This is a genomic window from Pandoraea captiosa (assembly GCF_902459775.1).
GTDB lineage: Bacteria > Pseudomonadota > Gammaproteobacteria > Burkholderiales > Burkholderiaceae > Pandoraea > Pandoraea captiosa.
The window spans coordinates 111,369-137,894 of the sequence record NZ_CABPSQ010000001.1; the positions used below are offsets into that span (position 1 = coordinate 111,369).

Here is a 26,526-nt window from a genome sequence, read left to right on the forward strand (position 1 = left end):
GAGTTATCGTGAGTGTGCATCGTATCGTTGTGGTCGGCGGCGGCGCCGGCGGTCTCGAACTTGTCACCCGCCTGGGCGATAAGTACGGGCGGGGAAAGGACGTCCAGATTACGTTGGTCGACCGTTCGCTGTCGCACATCTGGAAGCCGTTGCTGCATGAAGTCGCGGCCGGTGTCATGGATACGGCGACCCATCAGCTCTCTTACGTCGCTCAGGCGAACTGGCATCACTTCGAGTTCGCGACCGGTGAGATGATCGGACTCGATCGCGCGGCCAAGACCATCCGGCTTGCGGCCGTGCCTGCGGCGGCCGACGAAGGCGAGGGCGATTTGCTGCCAGAGCGCACCTTGCCTTACGACACATTGGTGCTCGCCATCGGCAGCACCACCAACTTCTTCGGTGTGCCGGGGGCGCAGGAACACACCATCGCACTCGATACGGTCGAGCAGGCCGAGCGCTTCCGCCGTCGGTTGATGGCGGCGTGCGTTCGTGCGCAGAATGCCGCCGAGACGCCGCTTCAGGCGACCCTAGCGGACACAGTGGATGCGGCGGACGCAGCTGTCCCCTCCGAGGCACCGGACGCACCCGCCGGCGCGTTGTTGTCGCCGCCGAAGGCACAGCGTCACAAGGTGAACCTCGTGATCGTGGGGGCGGGGGCGACGGGCGTGGAGCTTTCGGCCGAGTTGCGCAATACGGCGGAAGTGCTGCGCTCGTACGGGCTGAAACTCGACCCGCGCAAGGACGTGCGCATCACCATCATCGAATCCAGCCCGCGCATTCTGAAGGCATTGCCCGAGCGCGTCTCGGGCGCGGTCGCCGGCTTGCTCACGAAGCTCGACGTCGACATTCTTTGCGGCGACTCGGTGGCGGAGGTGCGTCCGAACGAAGTGACGACCACGAGCGGCAAGGTGCTGCCGGCCGACATTACGGTCTGGTCGGCGGGCATTACGGCGCCGCCCGTGCTGGGCAAGCTGGGGCTGGCGGTCAACCGGCTGAATCAGATCGAAGTGTTGCCCACGCTGCAAAGCAAGACCGATCCCGACATCTTCGCGTTCGGGGATTGTGCGAGTTGCGAGTGGCCCGAGCATGGTTTCGTGCCGCCGCGGGCGCAGGCGGCGCACCAACAGGCCAGTTTTCTCGTCAAGGCTATCGATGCGCGTCTGAAGGGGCAAAGCCTGCCGACGTTCACCTATCGTGACTTCGGCTCGCTCGTCTCGCTGGGCAAGTTCAGCGCGGTCGGCAATCTGATGGGGGGGCTTATTGGCGGCAGCATGTTTATCGAAGGGTTGTTCGCTCGCGTCATGTACACGTCGCTCTATCGTATGCACGTGGCGGCGCTGCATGGCGTCTGGCGCATGATGCTCGACACGGTCGCGAACCGTCTGCGGCGCTCCACCGTGCCGCGCGTGAAGCTGCATTGATATCGCGATGTGGGGCCGGTCGCGCGACGATGCTGCGCGCGCGTCCTGCCTCGTGTCTCAGGTTTTCGTCTCTCACCGGTCGTGTTGCCAGGTCGATTCGGAATGATCCGAGTGCGGTTGGACGGGCGTCCGAGTGCAAGTGCGTGCCCTCTCGAGTAATATCCGAACGTCCGGCCTCGGTCGACGGCGTGTCTTGCCGTCCGATTGACGGTTTCCCGGCTTTTCTCCGACGTTCTCTTTTTGTTCTCTTCTCGACGTTTTCACCTGGAGTGCGACATGTCGCAAGCGGATCTGGATAGTCTCGTGCCTGAGGTAGCGCCGCGTAACCGGCGTGATTTTCTGAAGACGGCGGTCGGTTCGGCATTTGCGCTGGCGGTGCTGCCGGTGGCAGCCGAAACGATCACGACTGACACGCAAGGGTTGGACGCAGGCGAACACCTGCTCGACGTGCCCGGCATCAAAATGCCGGTGTACTACGCGAAGCCGGCGGGAAAGACCCATTTGCCGACGATTGTCGTCGTTTCGGAAATTTTTGGCGTGCACCAGCACATTGCCGACATTTGCCGACGTTTCGCAAAGCTCGGTTATCTGGCGGTGGCGCCGGAGTTGTTCGCGCGTGCGGGCGATCCGCAGTCGCTGGGGACGATTGCCGAGATTCAGTCGCAAATCGTCGCCAAGACCCCGGATCAGCAGGTCATGAGCGATATCGACGCGACCGTGAAGTGGGCGGCGGCGAACGGCGGCGACGACAATCGTCTTGGCATTACCGGCTTTTGCTGGGGCGGGCGCGTGGCATGGCTGTACGACGCCCACAATCCGAAGGTCAAGGCGGCAGTCGCGTGGTATGGGCGCATCGTCGGCGACAAGAGCGAGAACTTCCCGCGTAATCCGATCGATATCGCCGGAAAGTTGCACGGACCGTTGCTCGGCCTGTATGGCGGCAAGGACACGGGCATTCCGGTCGCGAGCGTCGAGCAGGCGCGCGAGGCGCTGGCCAAGGGCGACGCTGCATCGAAGGCCTCCGAGCTGAAGGTGTTCCCGAACTCGGGGCATGCGTTCTTCGCGGACTACCGCGCGAGCTACGTCGAGGCGGACGCGAAGCAGGGCTGGGCCCTCGCGCAAGACTGGTTCCGTAAGCACGGCGTGGCCTGAGAGGCCGACGTTCGGGCGAGTCACCGATGGCTGCCTGACGCGCAGTCGTCGGTGCCCATCACTTGGCCTGAGGCAGTGGCGTTGTACACATCATCGTGTCAGGCGGCATGACGGTTTGCCTGTCACGGTAAAAGCTGGTTAAATCGCCGGCTTGCCTGCGGGAGAAACACCATCGACGCCATCTTTCTTTTCATCGTCATTGCCACGCTGGCTTCCGGCGTGCTGAGCCTGTTCGGCGCAGCATCGCTGTCGCTCGGCCTGCTCTCGAAGCTCATCGACAAGATGGTCAGCTTCTCGGCAGGCGTGCTGCTCGGCACGGCGCTGCTGCATCTGCTGCCCGAGAGTCTTGAGTCGCATGTCGACGCCCATGTCATTACGCGCTGGCTGCTTGGCGGGTTACTGGGTTTCTTCCTGCTGGAAAAGCTCGCGTTGCTGCGTCACAGCCATCACCATGAGGGCGACGGGCATCATCACGAACATGGCCACGACGCGCATGAGGCAGGCAGGGGCGGGTGGATGATTCTGGTCGGCAGCGCCATTCACAATTTCGCCGATGGTGTGGTGATCGCCGCCGCGTTCCTTACCGATCCGCGCCTGGGTGTGGCGGCAACGGTGTCGATTACGGTGCACGAAGTCGCGCACAAGTTGGGCGACTTCATGGTGTTGCTGAACGCCGGGCTCAAGCGCCGCAAGGCGCTGGTTCTGACGCTGGCGTCGAGCCTCACGGCATTACTGGGTGGTGTGCTCGGGTATTTCATGCTCGACCGTCTGCAGAGCCTGATCCCCTATCTGCTGGCATTGGCGGCGAGCAGCTTCATCTACATTGCAGTGTCGGACCTGATGCCGCAGATGCAGCGCCGCACGTCGCCGCGCGACGCGTTGCCGCAGATTTTGCTGATCGCTGTGGGATTGGCGTTGGTCGTCTGGCTAAACGGTCACGACCATGACCACGATCATGGTCACGGCCACGATGAGCGTGGCAGTGCGCTCGCGAGCGTGGCAGGAGACGGGGCATCTCGATAGGACATTGCACCTGTCTCCGCCAACGCTCATCGGTAGCGCTGGCCAGGTGACGCGCGCCGACAAGGACAAGGGCGCGCTACCGCAATGCATGCCGGCTCAGGGCTGAGCCCCCGTCGCCACCGGGCGACGCTTGTCGGCGCACCATTCGCTCCACGATCCCGCATAGAGACTGGCGCCGTGCAGACCGGCGACCTCCATGGCCAGCAGGTTATGGCAAGCCGTCACGCCTGAGCCGCACTGGGCGATCACGCGCTCGGGCTGGCGTTCGTGGCCGATGATCTGTGTGATTTCCTCGCGAAGCGTCGCCGCTGGCTTGAAACGGCCGTCGGCACCGAGGTTGTCCTTGAAGAAACGATTGACTGCCCCGGGGATATGGCCGCCGACAGGGTCGAGCGTCTCGTTTTCGCCGCGGTAGCGATCGGGAGCACGGGCATCGATGACCAGACGCTCATGCGAGGTGAGATTGCGCTCGATGGCGGCGGCATCGGCCGTGGTCGCCAGCGGTTCCCCCGGCGCAAAGTCGCCGGGCGGCGGTTCTTCGGGCGGTGCGGCGTCGAGTTTGAAGCCGGCGGCTTCCCACGCTTGCAGTCCGCCGTCGAGTACGGCGACCGACTCGTGTCCGAGCCAACGCAACAGCCACCAGAGACGGGCCGCGTACACGCCGCCCTGTGCATCGTACGCGACGACCTGCTGACCCTTCGACAGACCGCAAGCCGCGAGGTGACGCACGAGGGTGTCGCGATCGGGCAGCGGATGACGGCCGTTCTTGCCGGTCGTCTTGCCGGAAAGATCGCGGTCGAGGTGTGCGTAGAAGGCGCCGAAAATGTGGCCATCCACGTAGGCGGCTTCGCCTGCCGCCGGATTGGCGAGATCGAATCGGCAGTCGAAAATGACCACCGGGGCGCCGCCACCGGCGGCGGTTTGCATCAGCGCATCGAGATTTTGCGGACTGATGAGCGTGGTGAAGTGGGTGTGAATCATGACGTCTCCGCAGACGGGCGTGGGGGATGAATCGTCCGGCGGCGATCAGGCGGAGGGTGACGGTCGGCGCAGCGCGGTCATGCCGCTCGCCACGATGAGCAGCATGCCGATCCAGCCGGCCAGCGCAGGCCAGTCGCCCCAGACAAGCATGCTGATCAGTGTAGCGAAGATTACGCCCGAGTATTGGAGATTCGCAGTGACGAGCGTGTTGCCCAGGCTAAACGCCCGTGTGAGCGCGGTCTGGGCGATAAGCGCCGCAAGGCCAACACCCAACATCAGACCGGTACCACGCCATGTCATGGCGTGCATGCCCTCGATAGCGACCCATCCGAGACCCAGCAATACCCCGCCGAGCGAGAAGTAAAAGACGATGCGCCAGTCGGGCTCCCCTGCGGCGCCCAATTCCTTGACCTGCATATAGGCCACGGCGGAGAACACCCCTGAGACCACGCCCGCGACGCCACCTCCCCAGGCTTGACTGTCGATAGTCGGCTGCAAAAGCAGTGCAACGCCGACGAACCCCGCGAAAATCGCAGCGACGAGGCGGAAGTCGGTGCGCAGACTGCCACGCATCGCCGCCGTGCCCATCACGATCAGCGAAATCCAGATCGGCGACATGTAATTGAGGGTCATCGCCGTCGAAAGCGGCAATTGCGTGAGGGAATAGAACCACAGGCCGAGCGAGATGACGCCGGCGGTACTGCGTTTGACGTGAGCGCCGAAGTGACGCGTGCGGATCGTCTGGCCTCGCATGAACGAAATCGCCAGGAGGACGATCACGCCGATCAGGCTGCGATAGAGGACGATTTCGCCGGTGTTGTATTCGTTTGCCGCCAGTTTGATGAAGAGCCCCATCAACGTGAACATGAAGGCGGAGACCAACATCCAGAGCGATTGCATGGCGAGTGGTGGCCGAATAACGGCGAGGAGACGAACTTGGCGCGTTTCGTGCTGAACGCGGGCGACTCGTGCAGCACAAATACGTGGTGCACGGTCATATCGAAAGCATGGCGACGATTCTAACGAAAACGGCGGGCACATGGCCCGCCGTTTCGCGAATTTTTCGGCAAATATTTAATTCAGTTCCACCGCCGCCGCAGTTACCCGTTGGGGGTGCTTGAGGCGTTTCTCATTCGGTGAGAGTCGGGCCCAGCCCTTCGTTCAGAAGTCTCCCATCTGTCGACGCAGGAACTCGTGGAAGTGCTGCATGCCGTCTTCCATCGGACTCTGGTATGGGCCGACCTCCGAAACACCGCGCTCGAACAGGGCGCGACGCCCGGCGTCCATGCGTTCGGCGATCTCGTCGTCCTCACGGGCCGTTTCCATGTAGGCAGCACGCTCGGCCTCGATGAATTCGCGTTCGAAAAGCGCGATTTCCTCCGGATAATAGAATTCGACGATATTCGTCGTCTTCTGGGGCCCGCGCGGAATCAGCCACGACACCACCAGCACGTGCGGATACCACTCGATCATCAGGTGCGGGTAGTACACCATCCAGATCGCGCCGAAGTCCGGCGGCACGCCTTCCCGGTAGCGTAGCAGCACGTCGTGCCACTGACGGTAGATCGGGCTGCCCGGCTTGGCGAGACCTTCATGAACGCCCACGGTCTGCACGCTGTACCAGTCGCCGAATTCCCAACTGAGGTCTTCGCACGAAACGAAGCTGCCCAAGCCGGGGTGGAACGGCACGACGTGGTAGTCCTCGAGGTAAACCTCGATGAACGTCTTCCAGTTGTAATTACATTCATGCACTTCGACGTGATCGAACATGAAGTTCGAAAAGTCGAGATGGTGCTTCACGCCAAGGCGTGCGAGATCGGCCTGTACATCGCGGCCTTCGGCTTCGAACAGCAACCCATTCCAGCGTTGCAGCGGGAACTTGCCGAGATTGAGGCACGGTTTTTCCGGGAAATGCGGCGCGCCGAGCAGTTCGCCCTTCGTGTCGTAAGTCCAGCGGTGAAGCGGGCACACAATGTTGGGCGTATTGCCGCGACCATTGAGCATGACCGCCTGGCGGTGACGACAGACGTTCGAGAGCAGTTCGATGCCGTTATGCTCGCCAGCGCCGTTGCGCACCAGCATGCGGCCTTCCTGCTCGGCCGGGAGGGCGAAATAATCGCCGGCTTCCGGCACCATCAGTTCGTGGCCCACGTAGCGCGGGCCGTGCTTAAAGAGGACTTCACGCTCGCGGGCGAGGAGCGCCTCATCGAAATACGTGTAGACCGGCAGTTGGCTCGAGGCCGGTTTGAGTTGCAAAGCGCTGCTTAGATTGGACATTCCCACTCCCGTCTAGCTTGAAAGCAGTGAACAACCCAACCATCGAAAAATCGATTTAGGGGAACCGACGATTATACCCGGTCTAGACATTCGGGGGCTGCTAAGTCCATGATTTACGTTAAATAATGTCCGAAAAATGTCATCCCGACCGGTTTTGAGGCAATTTACGCTCTGCGAGCTAGTGTGCTTTTGCCGTAAAATGGAACATTCGACCCGAATTTTGCGTTTATGGCCAAGACTGCAAAGTCGCAAGACGCGGCACCCGACGTGCCGCAAGATCTGCCCGAGACCTATGAGGCTGCGCTGGCCGAGCTGGAAAAGCTCGTCGGGCGCATGGAGGGTGGCGAGCTGGGACTCGAGGAGTCGCTGGGCGCGTACCGTCGTGGCGCTGTGCTGGTGAAGTACTGTCAGGGTCTGCTCGAAAAGGTGGAGCAGCAGGTAAAGGTGCTCGAAGGCGAGACGCTCAAGCCGCTCGATGTTGCACGCGACGAGTTCTGAGGCTCGGGCCCGATCTCGCGTTTTGGCAATGCCGGAAGACAACCCGCGACCCAGGGCGTTCTGCGATGCCGGGGCGCATTCGATAATGCGACCTGACACGCACTACGTGCACTAACACGCAATAACGTGCAATAACGCGCTCTATTGCGCGCTAATGCGCACTAACGCGCACTAACGCGCACCAACGCGTACTAACACGCACGGCCCGAGGGGCGCGTGCAGGACGAAGACGATGGCGGATCAGAATATCAAAGCCTGGATGCAGGCAGTACAGGCCCGTGTGGAACAGGCGCTCGACGCTGCGCTGCCCAAGGCGACCGATGGCGGCTCGGCGCGACTCAACGAATCGATGCGTTACGCCGTGCTCGGCGGCGGCAAGCGGGTGCGCCCGCTGCTCTGCTTCGCCGCCGGTGAAGTGACGCAGGCAAGCGAGGCGGCATTGGATCGTGCGGCATGCGCTGTCGAGATGATCCATGCCTATTCGCTGGTGCACGACGATCTGCCGTGCATGGACGACGACGATCTGCGTCGCGGCAAGCCGACCGTGCACGTGCAGTATGACGAAGCGACCGGACTGCTGGCCGGCGACGGGCTGCAAACGCAGGCGTTCGCCCTGCTGGGCGAAGCCACGAGCGATCTGAGCGCTGCGCAATCGCTGGCGCTGGTGCGCGAACTGGCGGTGGCTTCGGGCGCATTGGGCATGGCCGGTGGTCAGGCAATCGATCTGGAAAGCGTTGGCATCAAGCTGACGCAGTCGCAACTGGAAAACATGCATCGCCTGAAGACGGGGGCCCTGCTGCGGGCTTCGCTGCGCATGGGGGCGATTTGCGGCCGCGCGCTGTCGGACGACGAAACCGTCGCGCTCGATGCCTACGCCGCTGCGGTAGGACTCGCCTTCCAGGTGGTGGACGACATTCTCGACACGACCGCCGACTCGGCCACGTTGGGCAAGACGGCAGGCAAGGATGCCGCCAACGACAAGCCGACCTACGTGTCGCTCATGGGCCTCGAAGGCGCGCGTGACTATGCCGAAAAACTGCGTGCGGACGCCCATGCGGCAAGTGCGTCGCTCGGCAACGCCGACCGACTGCGAGCGCTGGCCGATTACGTGGTCGATCGCATTAATTGAGTGTGGCAAGTAAGAGAAGTTAGCCGCTGGAAGTAAGCCGCCTGTTCGCAGATGTACGGATGCGATGACGGTTGAAGTGAGGTTCTGAACGGTCCCGGCAGACTGGCCGCAACGCGTTTGCGGGGCCGCATGCAACAGAAATATGCAAGGGGCATGGAGGGTCGGCGCGATCTCCCCACAGAACGCACCGGCAGGAGATCGGGGACAGCTCACAGGGGGCGCTGCCCGGTAAAGAACGCCTATATATGGAACGACGATGTACGAACTTCTAAATACTATCGATGACCCGGCCGATCTGCGGCGTCTGGAGCGTCGCCAACTCGCGCCGCTGGCCGAGGAGCTGCGTGCTTTCGTGCTCGAGAGCGTGTCGCGTACGGGCGGCCACCTGTCGTCCAATCTCGGCACGGTCGAGCTGACCATCGCGCTGCACTACGTCTTCAACACGCCGGAAGATCGCATTGTCTGGGATGTGGGCCACCAGAGCTATCCGCATAAGATCCTGACCGGTCGTCGCGACGCGATGGGCTCGCTGCGTCAGCTGGGCGGCATCTCCGGCTTTCCGAAGCGCGACGAATCACCGTACGATACGTTCGGCACGGCGCATTCGAGCACGTCGATCTCGGCGGCGCTCGGTATGGCGCTCGGCGCACGCACGAAGGGTGAGAATCGCTTCGGTATCGCCGTGATCGGCGATGGTTCGATGACGGCCGGTATGGCGTTCGAAGCGATGAACAACGCCGGCGTACATGAAGATGTGCCGCTGCTGGTCATCCTGAACGACAACGACATGTCGATTTCGCCGCCGGTCGGCGCGCTCAATCGCTATCTGGCCCGCCTGATGTCGGGTCGTTTCTACGCGGCCGCGAAGAAGGGTGTGGAGAAGGTGCTGAGCGTGGCGCCGCCGGTGCTGGAACTGGCCCGCAAGTTCGAAGAGCATGCGAAAGGCATGGTCGTGCCGGCCACGATGTTCGAGGAGTTCGGCTTCAACTACATCGGCCCCATCGACGGCCATGACCTCGATTCGCTGATTCCGACGCTCGAGAACATCAAGAATCTCAAGGGGCCGCAGTTCCTGCACGTCGTCACGCGCAAGGGTTACGGTTACAAGCTCGCCGAGGCGGATCCGGTGCTGTACCACGGTCCAGGCAAGTTCAATCCGGCCGAAGGTATCAAGCCGAGCACGAGCAGCAAGAAGACCTATACGCAGGTGTTCGGAGAATGGCTCTGCGACATCGCGGCCGTCGACAAGCGTATCGTGGGCATTACCCCGGCCATGCGCGAAGGCTCCGGCCTCGTCGAATTCGAAAAGCGTTTTCCCGATCGTTACTACGATGTCGGCATCGCCGAGCAGCACGCGGTGACGTTCGCGGGCGGTATGGCAACGGAAGGTCTGAAGCCCATCGTCGCCATCTACTCGACGTTTCTGCAACGCGGCTACGACCAACTGATCCACGACGTCGCCCTGCAAAATCTGCCGGTCGTCTTTGCACTGGATCGCTCGGGGCTCGTGGGCGCAGACGGTGCGACGCACGCCGGGGCCTATGACATTCCGTTCCTGCGTTGCATCCCGAACATGGTCATCATGGCCCCTTCGGATGAGAACGAATGCCGTCAGATGCTCTACACGGGTGTGCAGATCGACGGACCGTCGGCCGTACGCTATCCGCGCGGCGCAGGAACTGGCGCCGCGATCGAGCAGACGATGACTGCACTGCCGATCGGCAAGGGCATCGTGCGTCGTGAGAGTCAGGCGCAAGCTGGACGCCGTGTCGCCATTCTCGCCTTCGGCAGCATGGTGGCGCCGTCGCTGGCAGCGGCGCAGACGCTCGACGCCACAGTGGCCGACATGCGCTTCGTCAAGCCGATCGACGACGAACTGATCGCGCGTCTGGCGAAGACGCATGACTACCTCGTGACGGTCGAAGAGGGCAGCATCATGGGTGGCGCAGGCTCGGCCGTCGCGGAATCCCTGCTCGCCGGCGGGGGTAATCGACCCGTACTACAATTGGGCCTGCCTGATCGTTTCATCGATCACGGCGACCCGGCACTGCTGCTCTCGGGTGTGGGTCTCGACGCCGAGGGTATCGCCAGGTCGATCTGCGAGCGCTTCGATCTCCAGCCCGTCGACGCTGCGCAGGCTGCTGGCAAGACGACGAAACTCGTCGCCTGATCCGTCCGGCAGTCCTGAGTGTTCAAACGATCCGGCTCGCGCGCCGGATCGTTTCGTTTTGCATAGCGCATCCCCATCCCGTGCCGGGGTTCGCCGGCACATTCCCGGTGGCACTCGCGCAGGCGCGCAAGTCGCGTATCGGGTACGTTTTTGCCCATTGCCCCCCCCAGTCGGTTTGCCGGCAAAGAAGGAAACTAGATGAACCAGATGAACCCCGCTTTCGTCATGCCGGATGTGCAGAGCACCGTCGATACCCGGCAGATTCCGATTCAGCGCGTTGGTGTGCGCGGTGTCCGTCATCCATTGTCGGTACGCTTGACCGACGGCGATGTGCAGGCAACGGTCGGCCTGTTCAATCTCGACGTACATCTGCCTGCCGATCAGAAGGGCACGCACATGTCGCGTTTCGTGGCGTTGCTCGAAGCCAACCGTGCGCCGCTGGACGTCGCCGGTTTTCGCACGATGCTCGGCAGCATGCTCGAGAAGCTGGAGGCCGAGGCCGGTCGGATCGAGGTCACGTTCCCGTATTTCATCAACAAGACGGCGCCGGTCTCCGGCGTTCAGAGTTTGATGGACTATGAGGTAACGCTTACGGGCGACGTGCGCAACGGCGAGACGCGCGTGTGGCTCAAGGTGCTTGTGCCGGTCACGAGCCTGTGCCCGTGCTCGAAGAAGATTTCGCAGTACGGTGCGCACAACCAGCGCTCGCACATCACGATCGACGCCGAGATCGCGGGCGACATCGCTGTCGAGGCGTTGGTGCGCATGGCGGAGGAAGAAGCGTCGTGCGAACTGTGGGGATTGCTCAAGCGCCCGGACGAGAAGTACGTGACCGAGCGCGCCTATGAGAATCCGAAATTCGTGGAGGATCTGGTACGTGACGTGGCGACGCGTCTCGACCACGAGCCGCGTATCGTGGCATATGTGCTCCAGGCCGAAAACTTCGAGTCGATCCATAATCACAGCGCTTACGCCGTGATCGAGCGCGATAAGCGACTTGGTGCCTGATTCGGCGCAGACGACGCGTCGTTCGCAAAAAAAACCGCTCTTCGGAGCGGTTTTTTTATGGGTGGCGCTCTACGTCAACTTCAAGCGCTTCGCACGATATCGGCAAGATCCCAGCGGGGCCGAACAGTGTATGCGTACTCGCTGTCGGCCTCGTCCGGCCAGTGTTTGAGCCGCATCGCCCCGGCAAAAGCGATCATCGCGCCATTGTCGGTGCAGAAAGCGAGGTCCGGGTAATGCACCCGATAGCCGCGACGTCGCGCCGCCTCGTTCAATCCGGCGCGTAACTGCGCGTTGGCGCCTACGCCGCCCGCCACGACCAGTGTCTTCATGCCGGTCTGCTTGAGTGCCGCCATCGACTTGGCGACGAGCACTTCGACAATGGCGTCGACAAAGCCTCGGGCGAGATCGGCCTTTTCCTGCTCGCAGACGTTACCGCCGAGATTGCGCACTTGGGTGAGCACTGCGGTCTTCAGGCCGCTGAAGCTGAAATCGAGGTTGCCCGAATGCTTCATCGGTCGCGGCAGGTCGTAACGCCCCGGGGTGCCGAATTCGGCCAGTCGGGAGACCGCCGGGCCGCCCGGATAGCCGAGTCCCAGCAATTTGGCCGTCTTGTCGAAGGCTTCGCCGGCCGCGTCGTCGAGCGTCTCGCCGAGCATGGCGTATTGGCCGAAGGCGCGAACCTCCATCAACTGCGTGTGGCCGCCGGAGACCAGGAGGGCGACGAACGGGAAGTCGGGGGCGTCCGGTGCCAGTAGCGGCGACAGCAGATGACCTTCAAGGTGGTGCACGCCGACGACCGGGCGATCCAGCGCAAACGCGAGGGCATTGGCAACGCTTGCGCCGACCAGCAACGCTCCCGCGAGGCCGGGGCCCTGGGTGTAGGCGATGGCGTCCACGGCGCTTAGCGGCTTGCCGGCTTGTGTGAGGACTTCCTCGGCGAGCGGCAGAGCGCGACGGATATGGTCGCGCGACGCGAGCTCGGGCACCACGCCGCCATACTCGCGATGCATGGCAATCTGCGAATGCAGCGCGTGCGAGAGCAGCCCGGCCTCGGTGTCATAGAGGGCGAGCCCGGTTTCGTCGCAGGAGCTTTCAATGCCTAAAACCAGCATGGCGGGAGGGGATGCGCGTGGCGTCATGAATGGGGAGAACCGGGAAGTATACCAGTCGACCCTGTCGGCCGCCGGTTACAATGCGCGCCATGGAAAAGTTCGATGTAGCGATTGTGGGGGCTGGCGCAGCCGGCTTGATGTGCGCGGCCGTGGCCGGGCAGCTTGGGCTGCGCGTGGTGCTCATCGATCATGCGACACGTCTGGCGGAGAAAATTCGAATTTCAGGCGGTGGTCGCTGCAATTTCACCAATATCAACGCGGGACCGGCGAATTATCTGTCGGAAAACCCCCGTTTCTGCCGCTCGGCACTGGCGCGCTATACGCCGCGCGATTTTCTCGATCTGCTCAAGCGTCACCGCATCGCCTGGCACGAAAAGCATCGCGGACAGCTGTTCTGCGACGAAAGCGCCGAAGACATCATTGAAATGCTGCGAAAGGAGTGTGCTGCCGGGCATGTGCACTGGCGCATGCCCTGTGCGGTCCATACCGTGGCCTATACAGAGGCGGGTGGGCTGCATCGCTATCACTTGACGACAGATGCGGGGCATATCGCAGCCAAACGTCTCGTGATTGCGACCGGTGGGCTATCGATTCCGAAAATCGGCGCAACGGACTGGGGCTATCGCATCGCGCGGCAGTTCGGACTCGACATCGTGGAGCCGCGTCCGGCGCTCGTGCCATTGATGTTCGACGCCTCGACCTGGGCGCCTTTCGCGGGCTTGTCGGGGTTGTCGCTCGAGGTCGAGGTGAGCACGGGCAAGGGCAAGGACGCCGGGCGTTTTCTCGAAGACTTGCTGTTCACGCATCGTGGACTTTCGGGGCCTGCGATTCTTCAGATATCCAGCTTCTGGACGCCCGGACAGCCAATTACGCTCGATCTTGCGCCTTCGTCGGACATCGAAGCTGCATTGCTTGATGCCAAGGGGACGTCCAAACGTCAATTGAGCAACTTGCTGGCGCAATGGGTGCCGGCGCGCCTGGCGGATGCGTGGGTCGCCAATAGCGGCCTGTCGCCGCAAGCCCGGGTGCAGGAGTTGCCCGACAAGGCGTTGCGTGCGCTAGCGCAAGCGTTCTCCGGCTGGACCCTCAAGCCCTGCGGTTCGGAAGGCTGGCGCAAGGCGGAGGTGACGCGCGGAGGTGTCGACACTCGGGCGTTGTCGTCGGCCACGCTGGAAGCACGGTCGCAACCCGGTCTGCACTTCGTTGGCGAGGTGGTCGACGTCACGGGCTGGCTCGGCGGCTATAACTTCCAGTGGGCATGGGCGTCGGCAGTGGCGTGTGCACACGCCATGGCCGATGGCATTCAGTCGGCGCAGGCAAATGGCGGCGCTGCCACGTAAGGCCTGAGGGCGGGCGCCGAGCTTCGAGCGTTGGGCGGGCGGTGAGAAGGCGACGCGCTGGCATAGACGGCCACTCGACGGCTATGCTACGCTCTCCCCTTCGTGGAGACGACGCCAAATCGGCAGCAGTATCGTTTCAGCGCTTGTTCGTAGACCTGTCGGTGACGGCTCCGACGTACTATGGAGCATCTGGCGTCCGACGCGTCAAGGGTGACAGGCGCGACGCTGCGACGACCCGGCGTTCGGCCGGGCCGGCCCAAGTCTCCGGCGAGCCCGCTTGTGATCACGTTCGTGATCGTCTCCCCAAGCGGGTTTTTGTGCTTTGTGCCTCGCTCAATCCTGCGCCTGTGCAGCGGCGGCGGTTTCGGGGCGGCAAGAGGCGCACCGTCGTCGTCCTTTTCTTTGGGGCGGCATGCACTACACTGAAACGTAATCGAATTCCGGAATCCCTGCTCATGAGTCTGAAAGAACGCATCAACGAAGACATGAAGACGGCCATGCGTGCCAAGGCCGCCGATAAACTGGGGACCATCCGTCTGTTGCTTGCGGCAATCAAACAAAAGGAAGTCGACGAGCGCATCGAGCTTGACGATGCCGCGACCGTCGCCATCGTCGACAAGCTGATCAAACAACGCAAGGATTCCATCAGTCAGTTCCAGGCTGCCGGCCGCACCGATCTGGCCGACAAGGAGGCCGCTGAACTCGAAGTGCTCAAGGTCTACATGCCGCAGCAGCTCTCGGCAGACGAAGTCGCGCAGGCCGTCAAGGCGGCAGTGGCACAAACGGGCGCAGCCGGGCCGCAGGACATGGGCAAGGTGATGGGCGTGCTCAAGGGCCTGCTGGCCGGTCGCGCCGACATGACTGTCGTGTCGGCGCAAGTGAAGGCGGCGTTGGCTGCGTAATCCGGTGGTGCGGTACCGGGCCGTCGTGCATGCGATGGGTCGGCACCGCGCTGCGATGGCACCGATCCAGTGATTCCCCAGTCGTTTTTGCAGGACCTGCTAAACCGCGTCGATATTGTCGAGGTGGTGGGTCGTTACGTTCAGTTGAAGAAGGGCGGGGCGAACTTCATGGGGCTGTGCCCCTTTCATAATGAGAAGTCGCCCTCATTTACGGTAAGTCCCACCAAACAGTTCTACCACTGCTTCGGGTGCGGCGCGCACGGCAGCGCGATCAGCTTCCTGATGGAGCATGCCGGACTCGGTTTCGTCGAAGCCGTCGAGGATTTGGCCCGCAACGTCGGGCTCGATGTGCCGCGTGAGGCGCCGATGCCGGGCGCGCCGGCACCTGCTGCGCAGCGTGCGCAAACGCTCGGACTGGTGGATGTCATGACGCGTGCCTGCGACTACTATCGCAAGCAACTGCGCGGCTCGCCGGTGGCGATCGAGTATTTGAAGCGACGCGGATTGACGGGCGAAATCGCCGCGCATTTCGGTTTGGGCTATGCCCCCGATGCATGGCAGAACCTGGAGGCCGCGTTCGAGAACTACCGCGACGACCAGTTGCTCGATGCCGGACTTGTCATCGAGAGCGAAAAGGGAGAGGCGGGCAGCGCGAGAAGACGCTACGACCGTTTCCGTGATCGGATCATGTTCCCGATCCGCAATACGAAAGGCCAGGTGATTGCCTTTGGCGGACGCGTGCTGGACAAAGGCGAGCCCAAGTACCTGAACTCCCCGGAAACGCCGCTCTTTAGCAAGGGGAGTGAGTTGTACGGACTGTTCGAAGCGCGCCTCGGGATTCGCGATGCGGGGTACGTGCTGGTCGTCGAAGGATATATGGACGTCGTGGCGCTCGCGCAGCTAGGCTTTCCGCAGGCAGTGGCCACGCTGGGCACCGCATGCACGCCGACGCATGTGCAAAAGCTGTTGCGTCAGACCGAAACGGTGGTGTTCAGCTTCGATGGTGACGCTGCAGGCCGACGCGCCGCGCGCCGCGCCCTCGAAGCCTGTTTGCCGCACGCCGACGACAACCGAAGCTTCAAGTTTCTGTTTTTGCCGAGCGAGCACGATCCGGACAGCTATGTGCGCGAGCACGGCACGCAAGCGTTTGCAGACGAAGTCTCGCGGGCTATGCCGATGTCCCAATTTCTGATCGGCGAGGTGACCGCAGGTAAGGAAATGCATCAGCCGGAGGGGCGTGCACGCGCGTTGTTCGAAGCCAAGCCGCTATTGCAACAAATGCCGGCGAATGCGCTTCGCGGGCAGATCATCCATGCGCTCGCCGAGCGCGTGGGCAGTTCGGTCGAAGAGGTGGCGGAACTGTGCGAGTTGCATATCGGCGCAGCACGCCGTCAGAACCCGTGGGACAAGGCGCCGGCCAAGCGCGAGAAGCGTCGCGTGGTGGGCACCGAGCACCGGGCATTGCAGAATTTGCTGATGTTCCCGGCGCTTGGAAACGAATTGACGGAAGAAGAGACCAAGATTTTGCGCGAAATGAGTCATCACGGCGAGATTTTCTCGGAAGTGTTGACGCTTTGCCGCGAAATGGGCGAGCAGGCCGACTTTCGCTATCTGTCCGACCGGCTGAAGATTTCGCCGAATTGGGCGAGTTTTGACGACATCATCCGCGAAATCCTCTCGTTCGAGGAAAATGCACGCGATTTGATGCTGTTCGACCCGGAAGACGAGGCACAGGTCGAGCGTCGCGAGGAGCAGATCGCCTTGCGGCTCACCGAGTTGCGCAGCGCGATCCAGCGCCTGCACTACGACCGGTTGTGCGAGGAACTGGAGACGATTTTCAAGCGGACGTCGTTGACGCCCGATGAATTGCGCCACGCTCAGGCGCTGTCGCGGGAACGCGACGAATTGAAGCGGTGGCTGGCTACGGCCGGCACAGGAGGCACGCGAAGTTGAGGTAAGCCCGCGTGCTACAATAGAAGGTTTTCAGTGGGCTGTTTTCTGGCAAGCGAGATCGCTATGGCAAAGATGACAACGACCAGCGGAAAAAAGGCGGTAACCCCTTCACCGAAGGCAAAGCGCACGACAAGTGCGGCGGCGGCATCTGGTGGGAAGGGGGCGTCTCGGTCCGCGAAAAGTGTCGTTGCAGCAAAGGCCGGTGCGGCGTCGCAAGCCAGGAAGACAGCCAGCCAGGCAAGTTCGGCGAAACGTACTACGCAAACCAAGGCAGCTGCCGGTGCCACGAAGGCGACCGGCAAGACGGCTGCGAAGGTGACCGATGTCACCAAGCGCAAGAGTGCGACCGCCACGACGGTGGGGGCTGCGAAGGCAGCCAGGCCGACGGTGAAGTCCGAGCCGCCCGTCAAGGTCAAGGCGACCCGAGCGGCAACGGCCACGAAGGCGACGGCAGGCGGGAAACCGCAGGCCCGACAACCCGCTGAAAAAAGCGCGAAGAGCGCAACTACCGCCAAGGCTTCGAGCCTGGCGGGCCGCAGTACACCTGCGACGAAAGCCCCACGCAAGACCGGGGCTTCCAGCAAACCGGAGGCAGTGGTGGAGGTTACGCCGGCAGCAGTTGAGCCGGTCGTGCCTAAAGCACGCGGCAGGGCCGCGAAGACCAAGGCCCCGGTGGAGCAGAACGTCGCAGCGAATACTAATGATCAACCCGTGAACGAAGATCAGACCAAAGTGGAAAAGCAGAAGGCGCGTGATCGCCGGGCAAAAGAGAAAGCACTGCTCAAGGACGCATTTTCCTCGCACCAGCCCGGTACGGCCGAGGAACTTGAGGAACGTCGCGGCAAGCTGCGGACACTGATCAAGCTGGGCAAGGAACGAGGCTTCCTGACCTTTGCAGAGATCAACGACCACCTCCCCGACGACGTGGTGGAAGGCGACGCGCTGGAAGGCGTGATCGCAACGTTTAACGACATGGGCGTTGCCGTGTATGAGCAGGCGCCGGATGCCGAAACGCTGCTGCTCAACGACAATGCGCCGAATGCAGCCACGGACGACGAGGTCGAGGAGCAAGCGGAAGCGGCCCTGTCGACCGTCGACTCCGAGTTCGGTCGCACGACTGACCCGGTGCGTATGTACATGCGCGAGATGGGGACTGTCGAGCTGCTGACGCGCGAAGGCGAAATCGAGATCGCGAAGCGCATCGAGGAAGGCCTCAAGCACATGGTGCAGGCCATCTCCGCATGCCCGACGACGATCGCCGAGATCCTCGCGATGGCCGAGAAGGTCGAGCGCGAAGAAATGCGTATCGACGAGGTGGTCGACGGCCTGATCGATCCTAACGCGGAAGCCAATGCGGCTGCCGCAGCCTCCGAAGACGAAGACTTCGACGCCGATGCGGAAGAAGACGAGGAAGAAGAGGAAGAGGAAGAAGGCGACGAGGAAGAGGATAGCGGCGGCAGCGGCGGCGGTGCTTCGGCAGCGCAGGTCGAGCAGCTCAAGCGCGACTCCCTCGCCAAGTTCGCCGTGATCGCCGACTGGTTCGGCAAGATGCGTCGTGCGTTCGAGAAGGAAGGCTACCAGTCGAAGCCGTACGTGAAGGCTGGTGAGTCGATCCAGGCCGAGCTGATGACGATTCGCTTCACGGCGCGTACGGTTGAGCGTCTGTGCGACACGCTGCGTTCGCAAGTGGACGAAGTGCGCAACATCGAGCGTGCGATCCTGAACATCGTGGTCGACAAGTGCGGCATGCCGCGCGCGGATTTCGTATCGCGTTTCCCGGGCAATGAAACCAATCTCGACTGGATCTACACGGTGGTCGCCGATAACAAGGCTTACAGCTCGGTGGTTGAGCGTAACGTGCCGGCCGTGCAGGAACTGCAACAGAAGTTGATTGACCTGCAGGCGCGCGTGGTATTGCCGCTGGCGGAGCTCAAGGACGTCAATCGCAAGATGTCGGAAGGCGAGCGCCGTGCCCGCAAGGCCAAGCGCGAGATGACCGAGGCGAACCTGCGTCTGGTGATTTCGATTGCGAAGAAATACACGAACCGCGGTCTGCAATTCCTCGACCTGATTCAGGAAGGCAACATTGGCCTGATGAAGGCGGTGGACAAGTTCGAATACCGTCGTGGTTACAAGTTCTCGACGTACGCGACGTGGTGGATCCGTCAGGCCATCACGCGTTCGATCGCGGACCAGGCGCGTACCATCCGTATTCCGGTCCACATGATCGAGACGATCAACAAGATGAACCGGATCTCGCGTCAGATCTTGCAGGAAACCGGTGTCGAGCCGGATCCGGCAACGTTGGCCGAGAAGATGGAAATGCCGGAGGACAAGATCCGCAAGATCATGAAGATCGCGAAGGAGCCGATCTCCATGGAAACGCCGATCGGTGACGACGACGATTCGCATTTGGGCGACTTCATTGAAGATACTGGCACGGTAGCCCCTGCCGACGCGGCATTGCATGGTAGTATGCGCGACGTCGTGAAGGACGTGCTCGATTCGCTGACGCCGCGTGAAGCCAAGGTGCTGCGCATGCGTTTCGGTATCGAGATGAGCACGGACCACACGCTCGAGGAAGTGGGCAAGCAGTTTGACGTGACGCGTGAGCGTATTCGTCAGATCGAAGCCAAGGCGCTGCGCAAGCTGCGTCACCCGAGCCGTTCCGACAAGCTCAAGTCGTTCCTCGAAGGCAATTGATTGCTGCTGAGCGAGCGCCGGTAGTTGAGGGCCGTTAGCTCAGCGGTTAGAGCAGGGGACTCATAATCCCTTGGTCGCTGGTTCGAACCCAGCACGGCCTACCAAAAAATGCTGTTGTTTTAGTACCTTACGCCGCTCTGACCAGCGGCGTTTTTCTTTCCTGCGTCTACCGTGACCAAAACGTGACCGCTTGCGCGTGGCGTGCGAGACGGACGGCGCGAGATGGGCATACCTCTTAACCGTCTCTACAGTCTCCCATCCGCCCAAGCCATTGAACACCATGAGCGGCGTTCCGTTCCGGGCATGCCAACTGGCCCGCGTGTGGCGATTTGGCTGATTTTGCGGATCTTGCCGTCGATGGACGGTCGCTCGAAAACGTACTCCCTGGCACCTTCGATTCGCCGAGACAAAACCGGCACGGCATCGGCGTTAAGCGGTACATCCCAGTGCATGGACCAGTTCAGAATTTCGCTTGATTGTCGCGATATAACGATGCTTCGTCGCGGGCTCTAGGTGGCGGCCTTGCGATGCTGATTCGTCGTATGCGTCGGCAAAAACTGCGTGATCTTTCCAGCCGTTAAAGAGCGAATTGGCGTGTTCTCGCCAAGGGCGGCGCGCCAGTACTTCCCATGTCGGAGCTTTGCGTCGTAGTTACGCTGCCCCTCGGCAAGCTTCAGGACGCCAGGGCCGCTTCGTCAAAGGTGTGATCCGGCTCCTCCCCGAATTTCGCGCTGCGCGACAACTCAGCCTCTACGCTGTCGTGGTATTCCTGCGCCGCTTGGCGGTCGGTTGTGCCAGCAGAGCGTCCAATTCGCGGCAAGCCTTTACCACGGATATCAATCCACCAGATGCCGGAACCTGTGTTTTTGCAGATGGGTATTCGTTTTCTCCATCGACCCGCAGTGACAGCCGGGTCAGATTGTTTCGGTTTTCACGAAATCGGCAAGTTGGTCCGGACAGACGCCCCAAACACGGGGTCCGGCAGGCGAAAGCCGATCTGATGCCGAATTGCAAATATGATGCTGTACGACATTTGCAGGTGTTCAGCGACCTGTTGCAAAGTGAGAGTCGTTTCCCTCGCTCACTCCCCAATCTCTCGCAGTTACCCGCAAAATTTCTTTCAGTGCTTCGGCCTGGCTGGCCGCTCGTTCATCGGTCGTCGTCACAACAGTTCTGCTGCTGGCGTCCGCGCTCGACGCGTGGCTGCTTCATTCGCGGCGTGGTGCTGGGCGTCGTACCGCAGGTGACAGCACTGACACCACGCACGCAGGTTCTTTAGGGCGCAGTTCTCGGGTTGGTAGTCGAAATGTGCGATGGTCAGAACTATGTCGGTTCCGTTGCCGTTGCAGTGGCAATCACTCATGCGGAGCAGACCGAGGTATTCGCCGGTGTCGGAATTGCAGACTTCAGCATCGTGGGTCATGTACGTGTCAGTATCCGGACCAGTTCCGCGCACGATGCGCGACCGGTCCGCCACGCCGCATTGCTCGCACTTGGGCTGCACCCGCTTCAGCACCTGCGCGTGGATCTGCTTCCAGTTGGCCGGATAACGTGCCTTGTTCTCTGGCTGGATCAGCATGATGTACCTCTGACAGTTCAGTGCTTCGGCCGTGGCAGGTGGGTGGTCATCGCAGCTTGTGTTGTCGACTTCCGGTTATGCCGTTGGGCAGCGCCGGCGGTGAGTCGGGGTGATCGAGGAGGGGCGTTTCACTCTGGCCGGTAACCTTCAGGTAGTTGGGCTCGACCTTGGCGCTATCGACAATGACGCGAGCTATGTCGGCAACTGCGCGAGCGCGCTCGATCTCCATGGTGTTGTCCCGGTTCAGAAGGTCTGCCAAGGTGTCGAGCAGCGCCTGGCGGACGGTCGAGATGTTGTTGCTCATGATTGGCTTTCCTTTGGCTCGCGGGCAATGCGGTTGACTTGACGAGTGATCGCGCCTTTGAGTTGCACTAGCCCGGGCAACCCTGGCGAATGGGAACGTGGATGGTTACGTCGTACGAGTTCGGCTCGACTCCCGAGCTCAAGGGCGTCGATCGTAATTGACTCAGACTCGGTGGATCTGCGTCCCGGAAGAAAGCAGATCGCGTGGCCAGAGGGAATCGATCCCCGCGTCTTCCTATCCCAGGCAATGAACGGCCGCCCAACGGCGCGCGGGCATCGGATGATCGTCATTCACTTTGCGCTAGAGATATCCGTCCTACTGACATGGTGCGAGTCGATCGGGACGTAATTGTGCTGCGCCGCTCCGTGCATTTCGCCTCTCTTGAACTGAGTACGACGGCTGTTCGGATGCGTCCCATAGATCCCGGTGACACCCTTGCTCCAGGATGTCTGCCCCTTTACGAAGCTGCTGGACTTGCCGCTTGCACCGTCGGTTCGTCTGGACGCCGGGCTCGCGAAGAAGTCTGCGCTTTTCTTCAAACCGAGTCGCGCTGCGGTGCAATAGATCTGCGAAACCGGACGCCCCAGCAATTGGGCAATGTCGGCCGTTGTCGTGTTCGGATACAAGTTTTCTTTTCGTCGCTCCAAGACTTACGTGCGGCTCAGGTTGGTTGACGAGCGCGCGGGAATCTTGGCAAAAGCTGCAGACACTGCCAATCGATAGCGACTCGCCTGCGAGCGGCTCTCGAACAAAATGATGGCCGGCACCGCAAAATAGGGGCATCCTGCAATCTGCTATCCTTACGCCAAATTTTGGGAACTCGGCGTGATGAAAAGCAAATATGCCGCTGGCGTCTCGTTCTTTTTGGTGAGCGCCGGCTACGTCCTGTCCTTATACGGGAATCTGTTCAAACTCCTTCTGCTTTGCTTCGCAGCAGCGATCGCTTTCGTCTTCATCTGGCGAGGGCCGTCCATTCGCGAGCTGAAGGCCATATGCAAAGCGGTCATGATCGTCCTGCCGCTATATGCGTACATGGAATTGTCCGCGACATTCACGCCTGATCCTGCGCTGGGCTTTGAATACGCGACATACGCACTTGTGACGGTAATGCCAGCCCTGATGCTTGGCGTACTGCTGGGCATGCGAAGCAGCACCGAGAAGTTCATGGCGGCATTCCAGACGCTGGTTCTTACTTTTCTTGCGTTGACGCTCGTCAATCAGCAACTCACCGGCGATCCCATGCTTACTGCGTTCGGATCGATTCGCACGGTGTTCGCGATCATCTTCTGCGTTGCAACACCGTTCCTGATTGGTAAATGGCTGTCCACTTCCGGCCGTTCAAAATGGGTTGCGCTACTTGCGTTTGCGTGGGGAATGTACGCCATGCGCGATTCGCGATCTGTCCTTTTGCTGGTTGCGCCCATCGTCCTGTTCATGATGTTTGCCTACCGACGTCGTCTGTTTATCATCGGCGGCATACTGGCGGTGTCGGCGGCAATCATTGCGGCGATCATATCTCCGCTCATTCTCAATGGTGGTGAGCCGCCGCTCGACCTGGGGCGTCTCACGTCAGAGACGAATCTCGACATCAGCGAGGTGTTGAACGATTTTGCATTGCCTCCTGAACAGCGAATCGACTTCGACAGGCGTCTTACCACTTACACCGCACTGCAAAAGTTCGAGGAGTCTCCGTGGTTCGCCGCCGGTTACACGGGCGTGTGGCAGGCCAACATGGACAACTACAAGCTGAACATTTCGGCACATGGGTACACGGGCAATATCGGTGAACTCGGCATTGCGGGGATGTCGATATTCGCGTTGATCGTTATGTACGCCTACAGGCAATACCGACGTTACGTCGTGCCGAAGTTCCGGCTGATGCTTGGCGGGAAAGTTCCTGTGGCGCAGACCGCATTATTCCTGTCCTACATCGTCCTGCTGATGCTGGGAGCTTTTCACCAGATCATGGAATCGGTCGTGTTCGGATTGGTGCTCGGCCTCGTCCTCGGCCATGCCTGGGAGCATCGCTATTTGCGCCGCCGGATGGCTGTTGAGGTGCGCGCGAGACAGGCGAATTTACCGCTGCCACAAACGCCGGAAAAAGCATAAAATCCCGAGAGCGCGATCGCCGCATAAGCGTGCGCATCTTGGACATCCGGGGAAAAAATGAATAATCAGGAGTTCAGGGACCTCCCTACGGAGGAGGTATCGGGGTGGGGCGTTTTGCCCTTCATACTATTGGCCGGGCTGCTTGGATTTATGCTTGGCTTGTGAAATACAAAGCCCCGCCGAAGCGGGGCTCTTCATTGGCGCCGGGGCTGATTACTCGTCGTTCATTTCGTTCTTGCCGCGCCCAATCTTGAGGGCTCGGGAGACCACATTTCGAAGTGCGTTGTCGACGGTTCCCAGCGCGCGCTTCATCTTCTCTTCCGGGCGCCCGGTGAAAGACGTGACGTGGAAATAGTCCGTCTTGTCCGGTGAGATTTCCGAGAAGTAATAGTTCGATACGCAGCATCGCGGGCGATCGACCGTCACTGGGCTCACTGAGTGCCAACTGTCCTTGTTGGTCTCCATTACCACCAGGCGGTTCGTCGCGGCAACAAGCGTTTTCGGGACGGTCTTATCTTCGTTCCAAAGCTCGAAGTTTCCGCCATTTTCCAGCTTCCATTCTGGCGCCGGATAGTAGAGTACATTCAGCCGACGATAACGACCGCGGCCGGCGTCGTGGCTATTATCGATGTGCGGATTCAAGAAGTCTCCCTTGAACATCATCGACAGGCCACCGGCATAGAGTTTAGGGTCCGGCTCAATCTTCTCGTCGCTCATGCCACAAATGTCAGCAATCAGTGCAACGACGCGTGGGTCCTGGAACGCGTAAGTGACGTCGGCAAGTATCGGATCGTAAGCATCCAGATTTGCAGACGTGCGCTTCTTTTCGCGAAACGACTCACGGTCAAAAAATCCGTTGCCATCTTTTGGAAAAGCGTTGTAAATCTTCTCGCAAAGCTCATCCGGGAATACCGAATCAAGCACGAAATGGTGAGTCTTCGTGCCATTTGGATTGGCCCAGCGAGTACGCAGATCAGCTTGCGCTTCGGCGAGACGCGCGAGCAGAAGCTGTGTGTAATTTTCCTGATTGGTCATGGTGTATTTGTGTATGTGTGAGTACGCTGCGGCGGTGCGAAGCGATTGTACACAACTTATAACCAAACCCACTTCCGAATCCCGGCGTATGTGCTTTCGACTCGTATGACCAAAACACGTCCACAGTAGCTGTGAAAGGGGGATAAAGATGAGAAAATGCAGTCGACTGGAGTATGGCTGTCACTGAAGGTCGTTGATGTGACTGCACTTTCTCTTTGACATATTTTCAGGCCGTAAGACTCATAATCCCTTAGTCGCTGGTTCGAACCCAGCACTACCTACCAGAGAAGTAGATAAGCCCTGACGGTGACGTCAGGGGCTTTTTGCGTTCTGTCGACCCGGAATTCGACGATGGAATACTTGCGGGTCCTTGAGATTTGCGCACAGTAGGGCGATGAATCAGGCGTTCCGCCTGCGACGGACCGCTGATGTAGCCGACGATTCCATGTATCGGCGAGGAGGCCCGGGGCAGCATCCGGTGCCATCTCGCGTCACATTTGCTTTCAAGTTTTCACTATGATTGTCTGGTTACGTCCGTTACGCTGACTTCGGAAAAAATTCTGCAAGAATAAAGTGACGCTATGGGGCGCTTCTCTCGTTGTGAGCTTGCATTCTTTTTGATCAGTGCTGGATACGTTCTTTCGATCTACGGCAATTGGTATCGACTGCTGCTGATCTGCTTTTTCATCGCTGTTCTTCTTGTTTTCCAGCTCTCAGGCTGGCAATTTCAGGACGTCGCTGCCATCGGAAAGGGCGCCCTGATCGTTCTGCCACTGTATGTCTACATGGCACTGTCTGCGCTGTGGACCTCCAATCCACGGTTCGGCGTCGAGTACGCGGCCTACGCGGTGCTATCGGTGTTGCCCGCGCTAAGCCTCGGAATCCTCCTGGGCAGGCACAACGTTCTGGATCGATTGCCGAATGGCTTCGCATTGCTGATCGTGACGTTTCTCGCAATGGCCGTCGTCAATTTCTACCAGGGCGGTGATGCGATGCTCTATCGAGAGGGCTCGTCGATACGCACGGTGTTTGCGATTCTCCTTTGCGTATCCACGCCCATGCTGATGGCCAATTGGCTTGCAGGGTCAAAAGGGGCGAAATGGTTCGGCGCCATATTGCTTTTGGCGGCCTTATATGCAATGCGAGAGTCGCGATCCGTAGTGCTACTCACCATCCCTGTCGCGGCTGTCATGTTGTACGTCTATCGGCGGCAGCAATTTCTCGCATATGCGAAATTCGCCGTTCCGATCGCCGTGCTGGCCGCGCTGCTGCCGATACTCATTTACGGTTCGGAACCGCGTATCGACCTAGGAAGGTTGACGTCCGGGACAAGTTTTGACGTCGAAGACGTTCCGGGAGAATTTAAGCTCCCGCCAGAGCAACGCATCGATTTTGCTCGGCGCCTCACCACCTACACCGCCCTTCAGAATCTGGCGAAGGCACCAGTCTTCGGCGCTGGCTATACCGCCGTTTGGCAAGAGAATATTCAAAAATACGCGTACAGCCTCTCTGCGCACGGGTATATCGGCAATTTGGCAGAGACGGGCATTGTCGGAATGGCGATGTTTTTTTCCATCATTACGTACGCCATGACGGTATTCCGACGGCGCGCCCTTGGAAGTTTCTCCCTCCTTTGGGCCGGCAGGGTGCCAGTAGCAGAGGCAGCGCTGTTCTTTTCATTCGTTGAGTTGCTTTTGCTGGGATTCGTCCACCAAATATTTGAGTCGGCCATTTTCGGTCTTCTCCTGGGATTGATTCTGGGGGTGGCCTGGCGGGCGCCCGACACGTCGTGCGCGTGTCAAACGAACGAGAACGAACGCCGGGCATGAT

21 protein-coding genes and 2 tRNA genes are annotated in these 26,526 nt (G+C 60.7%); 15 read left to right on the top strand and 8 right to left on the bottom strand.

All coding sequences use genetic code 11. The features are described 5' to 3' along the window. The first annotated feature begins 14 nt into the window (after positions 1 to 14). The 3 genes from PCA31118_RS00595 (at position 15) to PCA31118_RS00605 (ending at position 3,596) form a co-directional block, all read left to right on the top strand. Positions 15 to 1,421, top strand: a complete 1,407-nt coding sequence (locus PCA31118_RS00595) for an NAD(P)/FAD-dependent oxidoreductase (RefSeq protein ID WP_150623609.1) — start codon at positions 15 to 17, stop codon at positions 1,419 to 1,421. 276 nt (positions 1,422 to 1,697) lie between these two features. After that, entirely contained in the window at positions 1,698 to 2,573 is an 876-nt protein-coding gene (locus PCA31118_RS00600; protein ID WP_150622055.1) for a dienelactone hydrolase family protein, read from the top strand. A gap of 171 nt (positions 2,574 to 2,744) precedes the next feature. After that, a complete protein-coding gene (locus PCA31118_RS00605; protein ID WP_425495317.1) occupies positions 2,745 to 3,596 on the top strand; it encodes a ZIP family metal transporter in 852 nt (283 codons plus the stop codon). A gap of 96 nt (positions 3,597 to 3,692) precedes the next feature. Here the strand turns inward: PCA31118_RS00605 and PCA31118_RS00610 are convergent, their stop codons facing one another. From PCA31118_RS00610 to PCA31118_RS00620, 3 genes are all read right to left on the bottom strand, one after another. Continuing rightward, positions 3,693 to 4,577 (bottom strand): sulfurtransferase, encoded by an 885-nt coding sequence (locus PCA31118_RS00610; RefSeq protein ID WP_150622059.1) that lies wholly within the window; start codon positions 4,575 to 4,577, stop codon positions 3,693 to 3,695. Between the two features lie 45 nt (positions 4,578 to 4,622). Then, a complete protein-coding gene (locus PCA31118_RS00615) occupies positions 4,623 to 5,477 on the bottom strand; it encodes a DMT family transporter (protein WP_150622061.1) in 855 nt (284 codons plus the stop codon). Positions 5,478 to 5,738: 261 nt separating this feature from the next. Next, positions 5,739 to 6,854 carry an aromatic ring-hydroxylating oxygenase subunit alpha gene (locus PCA31118_RS00620; protein ID WP_150622062.1) on the bottom strand — a complete coding sequence of 372 codons (1,116 nt, stop codon included), beginning with the start codon at positions 6,852 to 6,854 and terminating at the stop codon, positions 5,739 to 5,741. Between the two features lie 228 nt (positions 6,855 to 7,082). Here PCA31118_RS00620 and PCA31118_RS00625 point away from each other — a divergent pair, with 228 nt between their 5' ends. The 4 genes from PCA31118_RS00625 (at position 7,083) to folE2 (ending at position 11,659) form a co-directional block, all read left to right on the top strand. Next, positions 7,083 to 7,352 (top strand): exodeoxyribonuclease VII small subunit, encoded by a 270-nt coding sequence (locus PCA31118_RS00625; protein WP_150622064.1) that lies wholly within the window; start codon positions 7,083 to 7,085, stop codon positions 7,350 to 7,352. A 232-nt stretch (positions 7,353 to 7,584) separates the two neighbouring features. Beyond that, positions 7,585 to 8,481, top strand: a complete 897-nt coding sequence (locus PCA31118_RS00630; RefSeq protein WP_150622066.1) for a polyprenyl synthetase family protein — start codon at positions 7,585 to 7,587, stop codon at positions 8,479 to 8,481. A gap of 256 nt (positions 8,482 to 8,737) precedes the next feature. Next, the gene (gene dxs, locus PCA31118_RS00635) at positions 8,738 to 10,651 is read left to right on the top strand and encodes a 1-deoxy-D-xylulose-5-phosphate synthase (protein ID WP_150622069.1); all 1,914 of its coding nucleotides are present in this window, start codon (positions 8,738 to 8,740) and stop codon (positions 10,649 to 10,651) included. Positions 10,652 to 10,849: 198 nt separating this feature from the next. Then, on the top strand, positions 10,850 to 11,659 hold the full coding sequence (gene folE2 / locus PCA31118_RS00640; protein WP_150622071.1) for a GTP cyclohydrolase FolE2: 810 nt from the start codon (positions 10,850 to 10,852) through the stop codon (positions 11,657 to 11,659). A gap of 80 nt (positions 11,660 to 11,739) precedes the next feature. Here folE2 and tsaD read toward each other — a convergent pair whose 3' ends face one another. Then, positions 11,740 to 12,771 carry a tRNA (adenosine(37)-N6)-threonylcarbamoyltransferase complex transferase subunit TsaD gene (gene tsaD, locus PCA31118_RS00645; RefSeq protein ID WP_150623611.1) on the bottom strand — a complete coding sequence of 344 codons (1,032 nt, stop codon included), beginning with the start codon at positions 12,769 to 12,771 and terminating at the stop codon, positions 11,740 to 11,742. Positions 12,772 to 12,860: 89 nt separating this feature from the next. Here tsaD and PCA31118_RS00650 point away from each other — a divergent pair, with 89 nt between their 5' ends. From PCA31118_RS00650 to dnaG, 3 genes are all read left to right on the top strand, one after another. Further along, the gene (locus PCA31118_RS00650) at positions 12,861 to 14,111 is read left to right on the top strand and encodes a BaiN/RdsA family NAD(P)/FAD-dependent oxidoreductase (protein ID WP_150622074.1); all 1,251 of its coding nucleotides are present in this window, start codon (positions 12,861 to 12,863) and stop codon (positions 14,109 to 14,111) included. Between the two features lie 455 nt (positions 14,112 to 14,566). Continuing rightward, positions 14,567 to 15,013 (top strand): GatB/YqeY domain-containing protein, encoded by a 447-nt coding sequence (locus PCA31118_RS00655; protein ID WP_044456313.1) that lies wholly within the window; start codon positions 14,567 to 14,569, stop codon positions 15,011 to 15,013. A gap of 69 nt (positions 15,014 to 15,082) precedes the next feature. After that, on the top strand, positions 15,083 to 16,966 hold the full coding sequence (dnaG, locus tag PCA31118_RS00660) for a DNA primase (RefSeq protein ID WP_150622076.1): 1,884 nt from the start codon (positions 15,083 to 15,085) through the stop codon (positions 16,964 to 16,966). A 14-nt stretch (positions 16,967 to 16,980) separates the two neighbouring features. On the opposite strand, the gene PCA31118_RS27175 is transcribed toward dnaG, so the two are convergent. Further along, positions 16,981 to 17,532, bottom strand: a complete 552-nt coding sequence (locus tag PCA31118_RS27175; RefSeq protein WP_217431219.1) for a hypothetical protein — start codon at positions 17,530 to 17,532, stop codon at positions 16,981 to 16,983. Between the two features lie 31 nt (positions 17,533 to 17,563). Between PCA31118_RS27175 and rpoD the strand changes: the two genes are divergently transcribed. Beyond that, a complete protein-coding gene (gene rpoD / locus PCA31118_RS00665) occupies positions 17,564 to 19,669 on the top strand; it encodes an RNA polymerase sigma factor RpoD (RefSeq protein ID WP_217431221.1) in 2,106 nt (701 codons plus the stop codon). 28 nt (positions 19,670 to 19,697) lie between these two features. Then, positions 19,698 to 19,773: transfer RNA gene (locus PCA31118_RS00670), tRNA-Ile, on the top strand. A gap of 1,058 nt (positions 19,774 to 20,831) precedes the next feature. On the opposite strand, the gene PCA31118_RS00680 is transcribed toward PCA31118_RS00670, so the two are convergent. Continuing rightward, the gene (locus tag PCA31118_RS00680) at positions 20,832 to 21,248 is read right to left on the bottom strand and encodes a hypothetical protein (protein ID WP_150622081.1); all 417 of its coding nucleotides are present in this window, start codon (positions 21,246 to 21,248) and stop codon (positions 20,832 to 20,834) included. 46 nt (positions 21,249 to 21,294) lie between these two features. Further along, on the bottom strand, positions 21,295 to 21,552 hold the full coding sequence (locus PCA31118_RS00685) for a hypothetical protein (protein WP_150622083.1): 258 nt from the start codon (positions 21,550 to 21,552) through the stop codon (positions 21,295 to 21,297). An 825-nt stretch (positions 21,553 to 22,377) separates the two neighbouring features. On the opposite strand from PCA31118_RS00685, the gene PCA31118_RS00695 reads away from it, so the two are divergent. Continuing rightward, complete coding sequence (locus PCA31118_RS00695) at positions 22,378 to 23,661, top strand: hypothetical protein (RefSeq protein ID WP_150622085.1); 1,284 nt, start codon at positions 22,378 to 22,380, stop codon at positions 23,659 to 23,661. 213 nt (positions 23,662 to 23,874) lie between these two features. Here the strand turns inward: PCA31118_RS00695 and PCA31118_RS00700 are convergent, their stop codons facing one another. Beyond that, entirely contained in the window at positions 23,875 to 24,696 is an 822-nt protein-coding gene (locus PCA31118_RS00700) for a 2OG-Fe(II) oxygenase (RefSeq protein ID WP_150622087.1), read from the bottom strand. Between the two features lie 187 nt (positions 24,697 to 24,883). On the opposite strand from PCA31118_RS00700, the gene PCA31118_RS00705 reads away from it, so the two are divergent. Together PCA31118_RS00705 and PCA31118_RS00710 are read left to right on the top strand one after the other, a co-directional pair. Continuing rightward, a tRNA-Ser gene (locus PCA31118_RS00705) sits at positions 24,884 to 24,980 on the top strand. Between the two features lie 297 nt (positions 24,981 to 25,277). Beyond that, a complete protein-coding gene (locus PCA31118_RS00710) occupies positions 25,278 to 26,525 on the top strand; it encodes an O-antigen ligase family protein (RefSeq protein WP_150622088.1) in 1,248 nt (415 codons plus the stop codon). Position 26,526 lies beyond the last annotated feature (1 nt).

Excerpts from the sequence above, each read along its gene's own strand:
- folE2 (WP_150622071.1), top strand. The coding sequence starts at position 10,850 with ATGAACCAGATGAACCCCGCTTTCGTCATGCCGGATGTGCAGAGCACC.
- tsaD (WP_150623611.1), bottom strand. The coding sequence starts at position 12,771 with ATGCTGGTTTTAGGCATTGAAAGCTCCTGCGACGAAACCGGGCTCGCC.
- PCA31118_RS00600 (WP_150622055.1), top strand. The coding sequence starts at position 1,698 with ATGTCGCAAGCGGATCTGGATAGTCTCGTGCCTGAGGTAGCGCCGCGT.
- PCA31118_RS00700 (WP_150622087.1), bottom strand. The coding sequence starts at position 24,696 with ATGACCAATCAGGAAAATTACACACAGCTTCTGCTCGCGCGTCTCGCC.
- PCA31118_RS00710 (WP_150622088.1), top strand. The coding sequence starts at position 25,278 with ATGGGGCGCTTCTCTCGTTGTGAGCTTGCATTCTTTTTGATCAGTGCT.
- PCA31118_RS00615 (WP_150622061.1), bottom strand. The coding sequence starts at position 5,477 with ATGCAATCGCTCTGGATGTTGGTCTCCGCCTTCATGTTCACGTTGATG.
- PCA31118_RS00620 (WP_150622062.1), bottom strand. The coding sequence starts at position 6,854 with ATGTCCAATCTAAGCAGCGCTTTGCAACTCAAACCGGCCTCGAGCCAA.
- PCA31118_RS00610 (WP_150622059.1), bottom strand. The coding sequence starts at position 4,577 with ATGATTCACACCCACTTCACCACGCTCATCAGTCCGCAAAATCTCGAT.
- PCA31118_RS00680 (WP_150622081.1), bottom strand. The coding sequence starts at position 21,248 with ATGCTGATCCAGCCAGAGAACAAGGCACGTTATCCGGCCAACTGGAAG.
- PCA31118_RS00630 (WP_150622066.1), top strand. The coding sequence starts at position 7,585 with ATGGCGGATCAGAATATCAAAGCCTGGATGCAGGCAGTACAGGCCCGT.
- PCA31118_RS00655 (WP_044456313.1), top strand. The coding sequence starts at position 14,567 with ATGAGTCTGAAAGAACGCATCAACGAAGACATGAAGACGGCCATGCGT.
- PCA31118_RS00685 (WP_150622083.1), bottom strand. The coding sequence starts at position 21,552 with ATGAGCAACAACATCTCGACCGTCCGCCAGGCGCTGCTCGACACCTTG.
- PCA31118_RS00650 (WP_150622074.1), top strand. The coding sequence starts at position 12,861 with ATGGAAAAGTTCGATGTAGCGATTGTGGGGGCTGGCGCAGCCGGCTTG.
- PCA31118_RS00625 (WP_150622064.1), top strand. The coding sequence starts at position 7,083 with ATGGCCAAGACTGCAAAGTCGCAAGACGCGGCACCCGACGTGCCGCAA.
- dxs (WP_150622069.1), top strand. The coding sequence starts at position 8,738 with ATGTACGAACTTCTAAATACTATCGATGACCCGGCCGATCTGCGGCGT.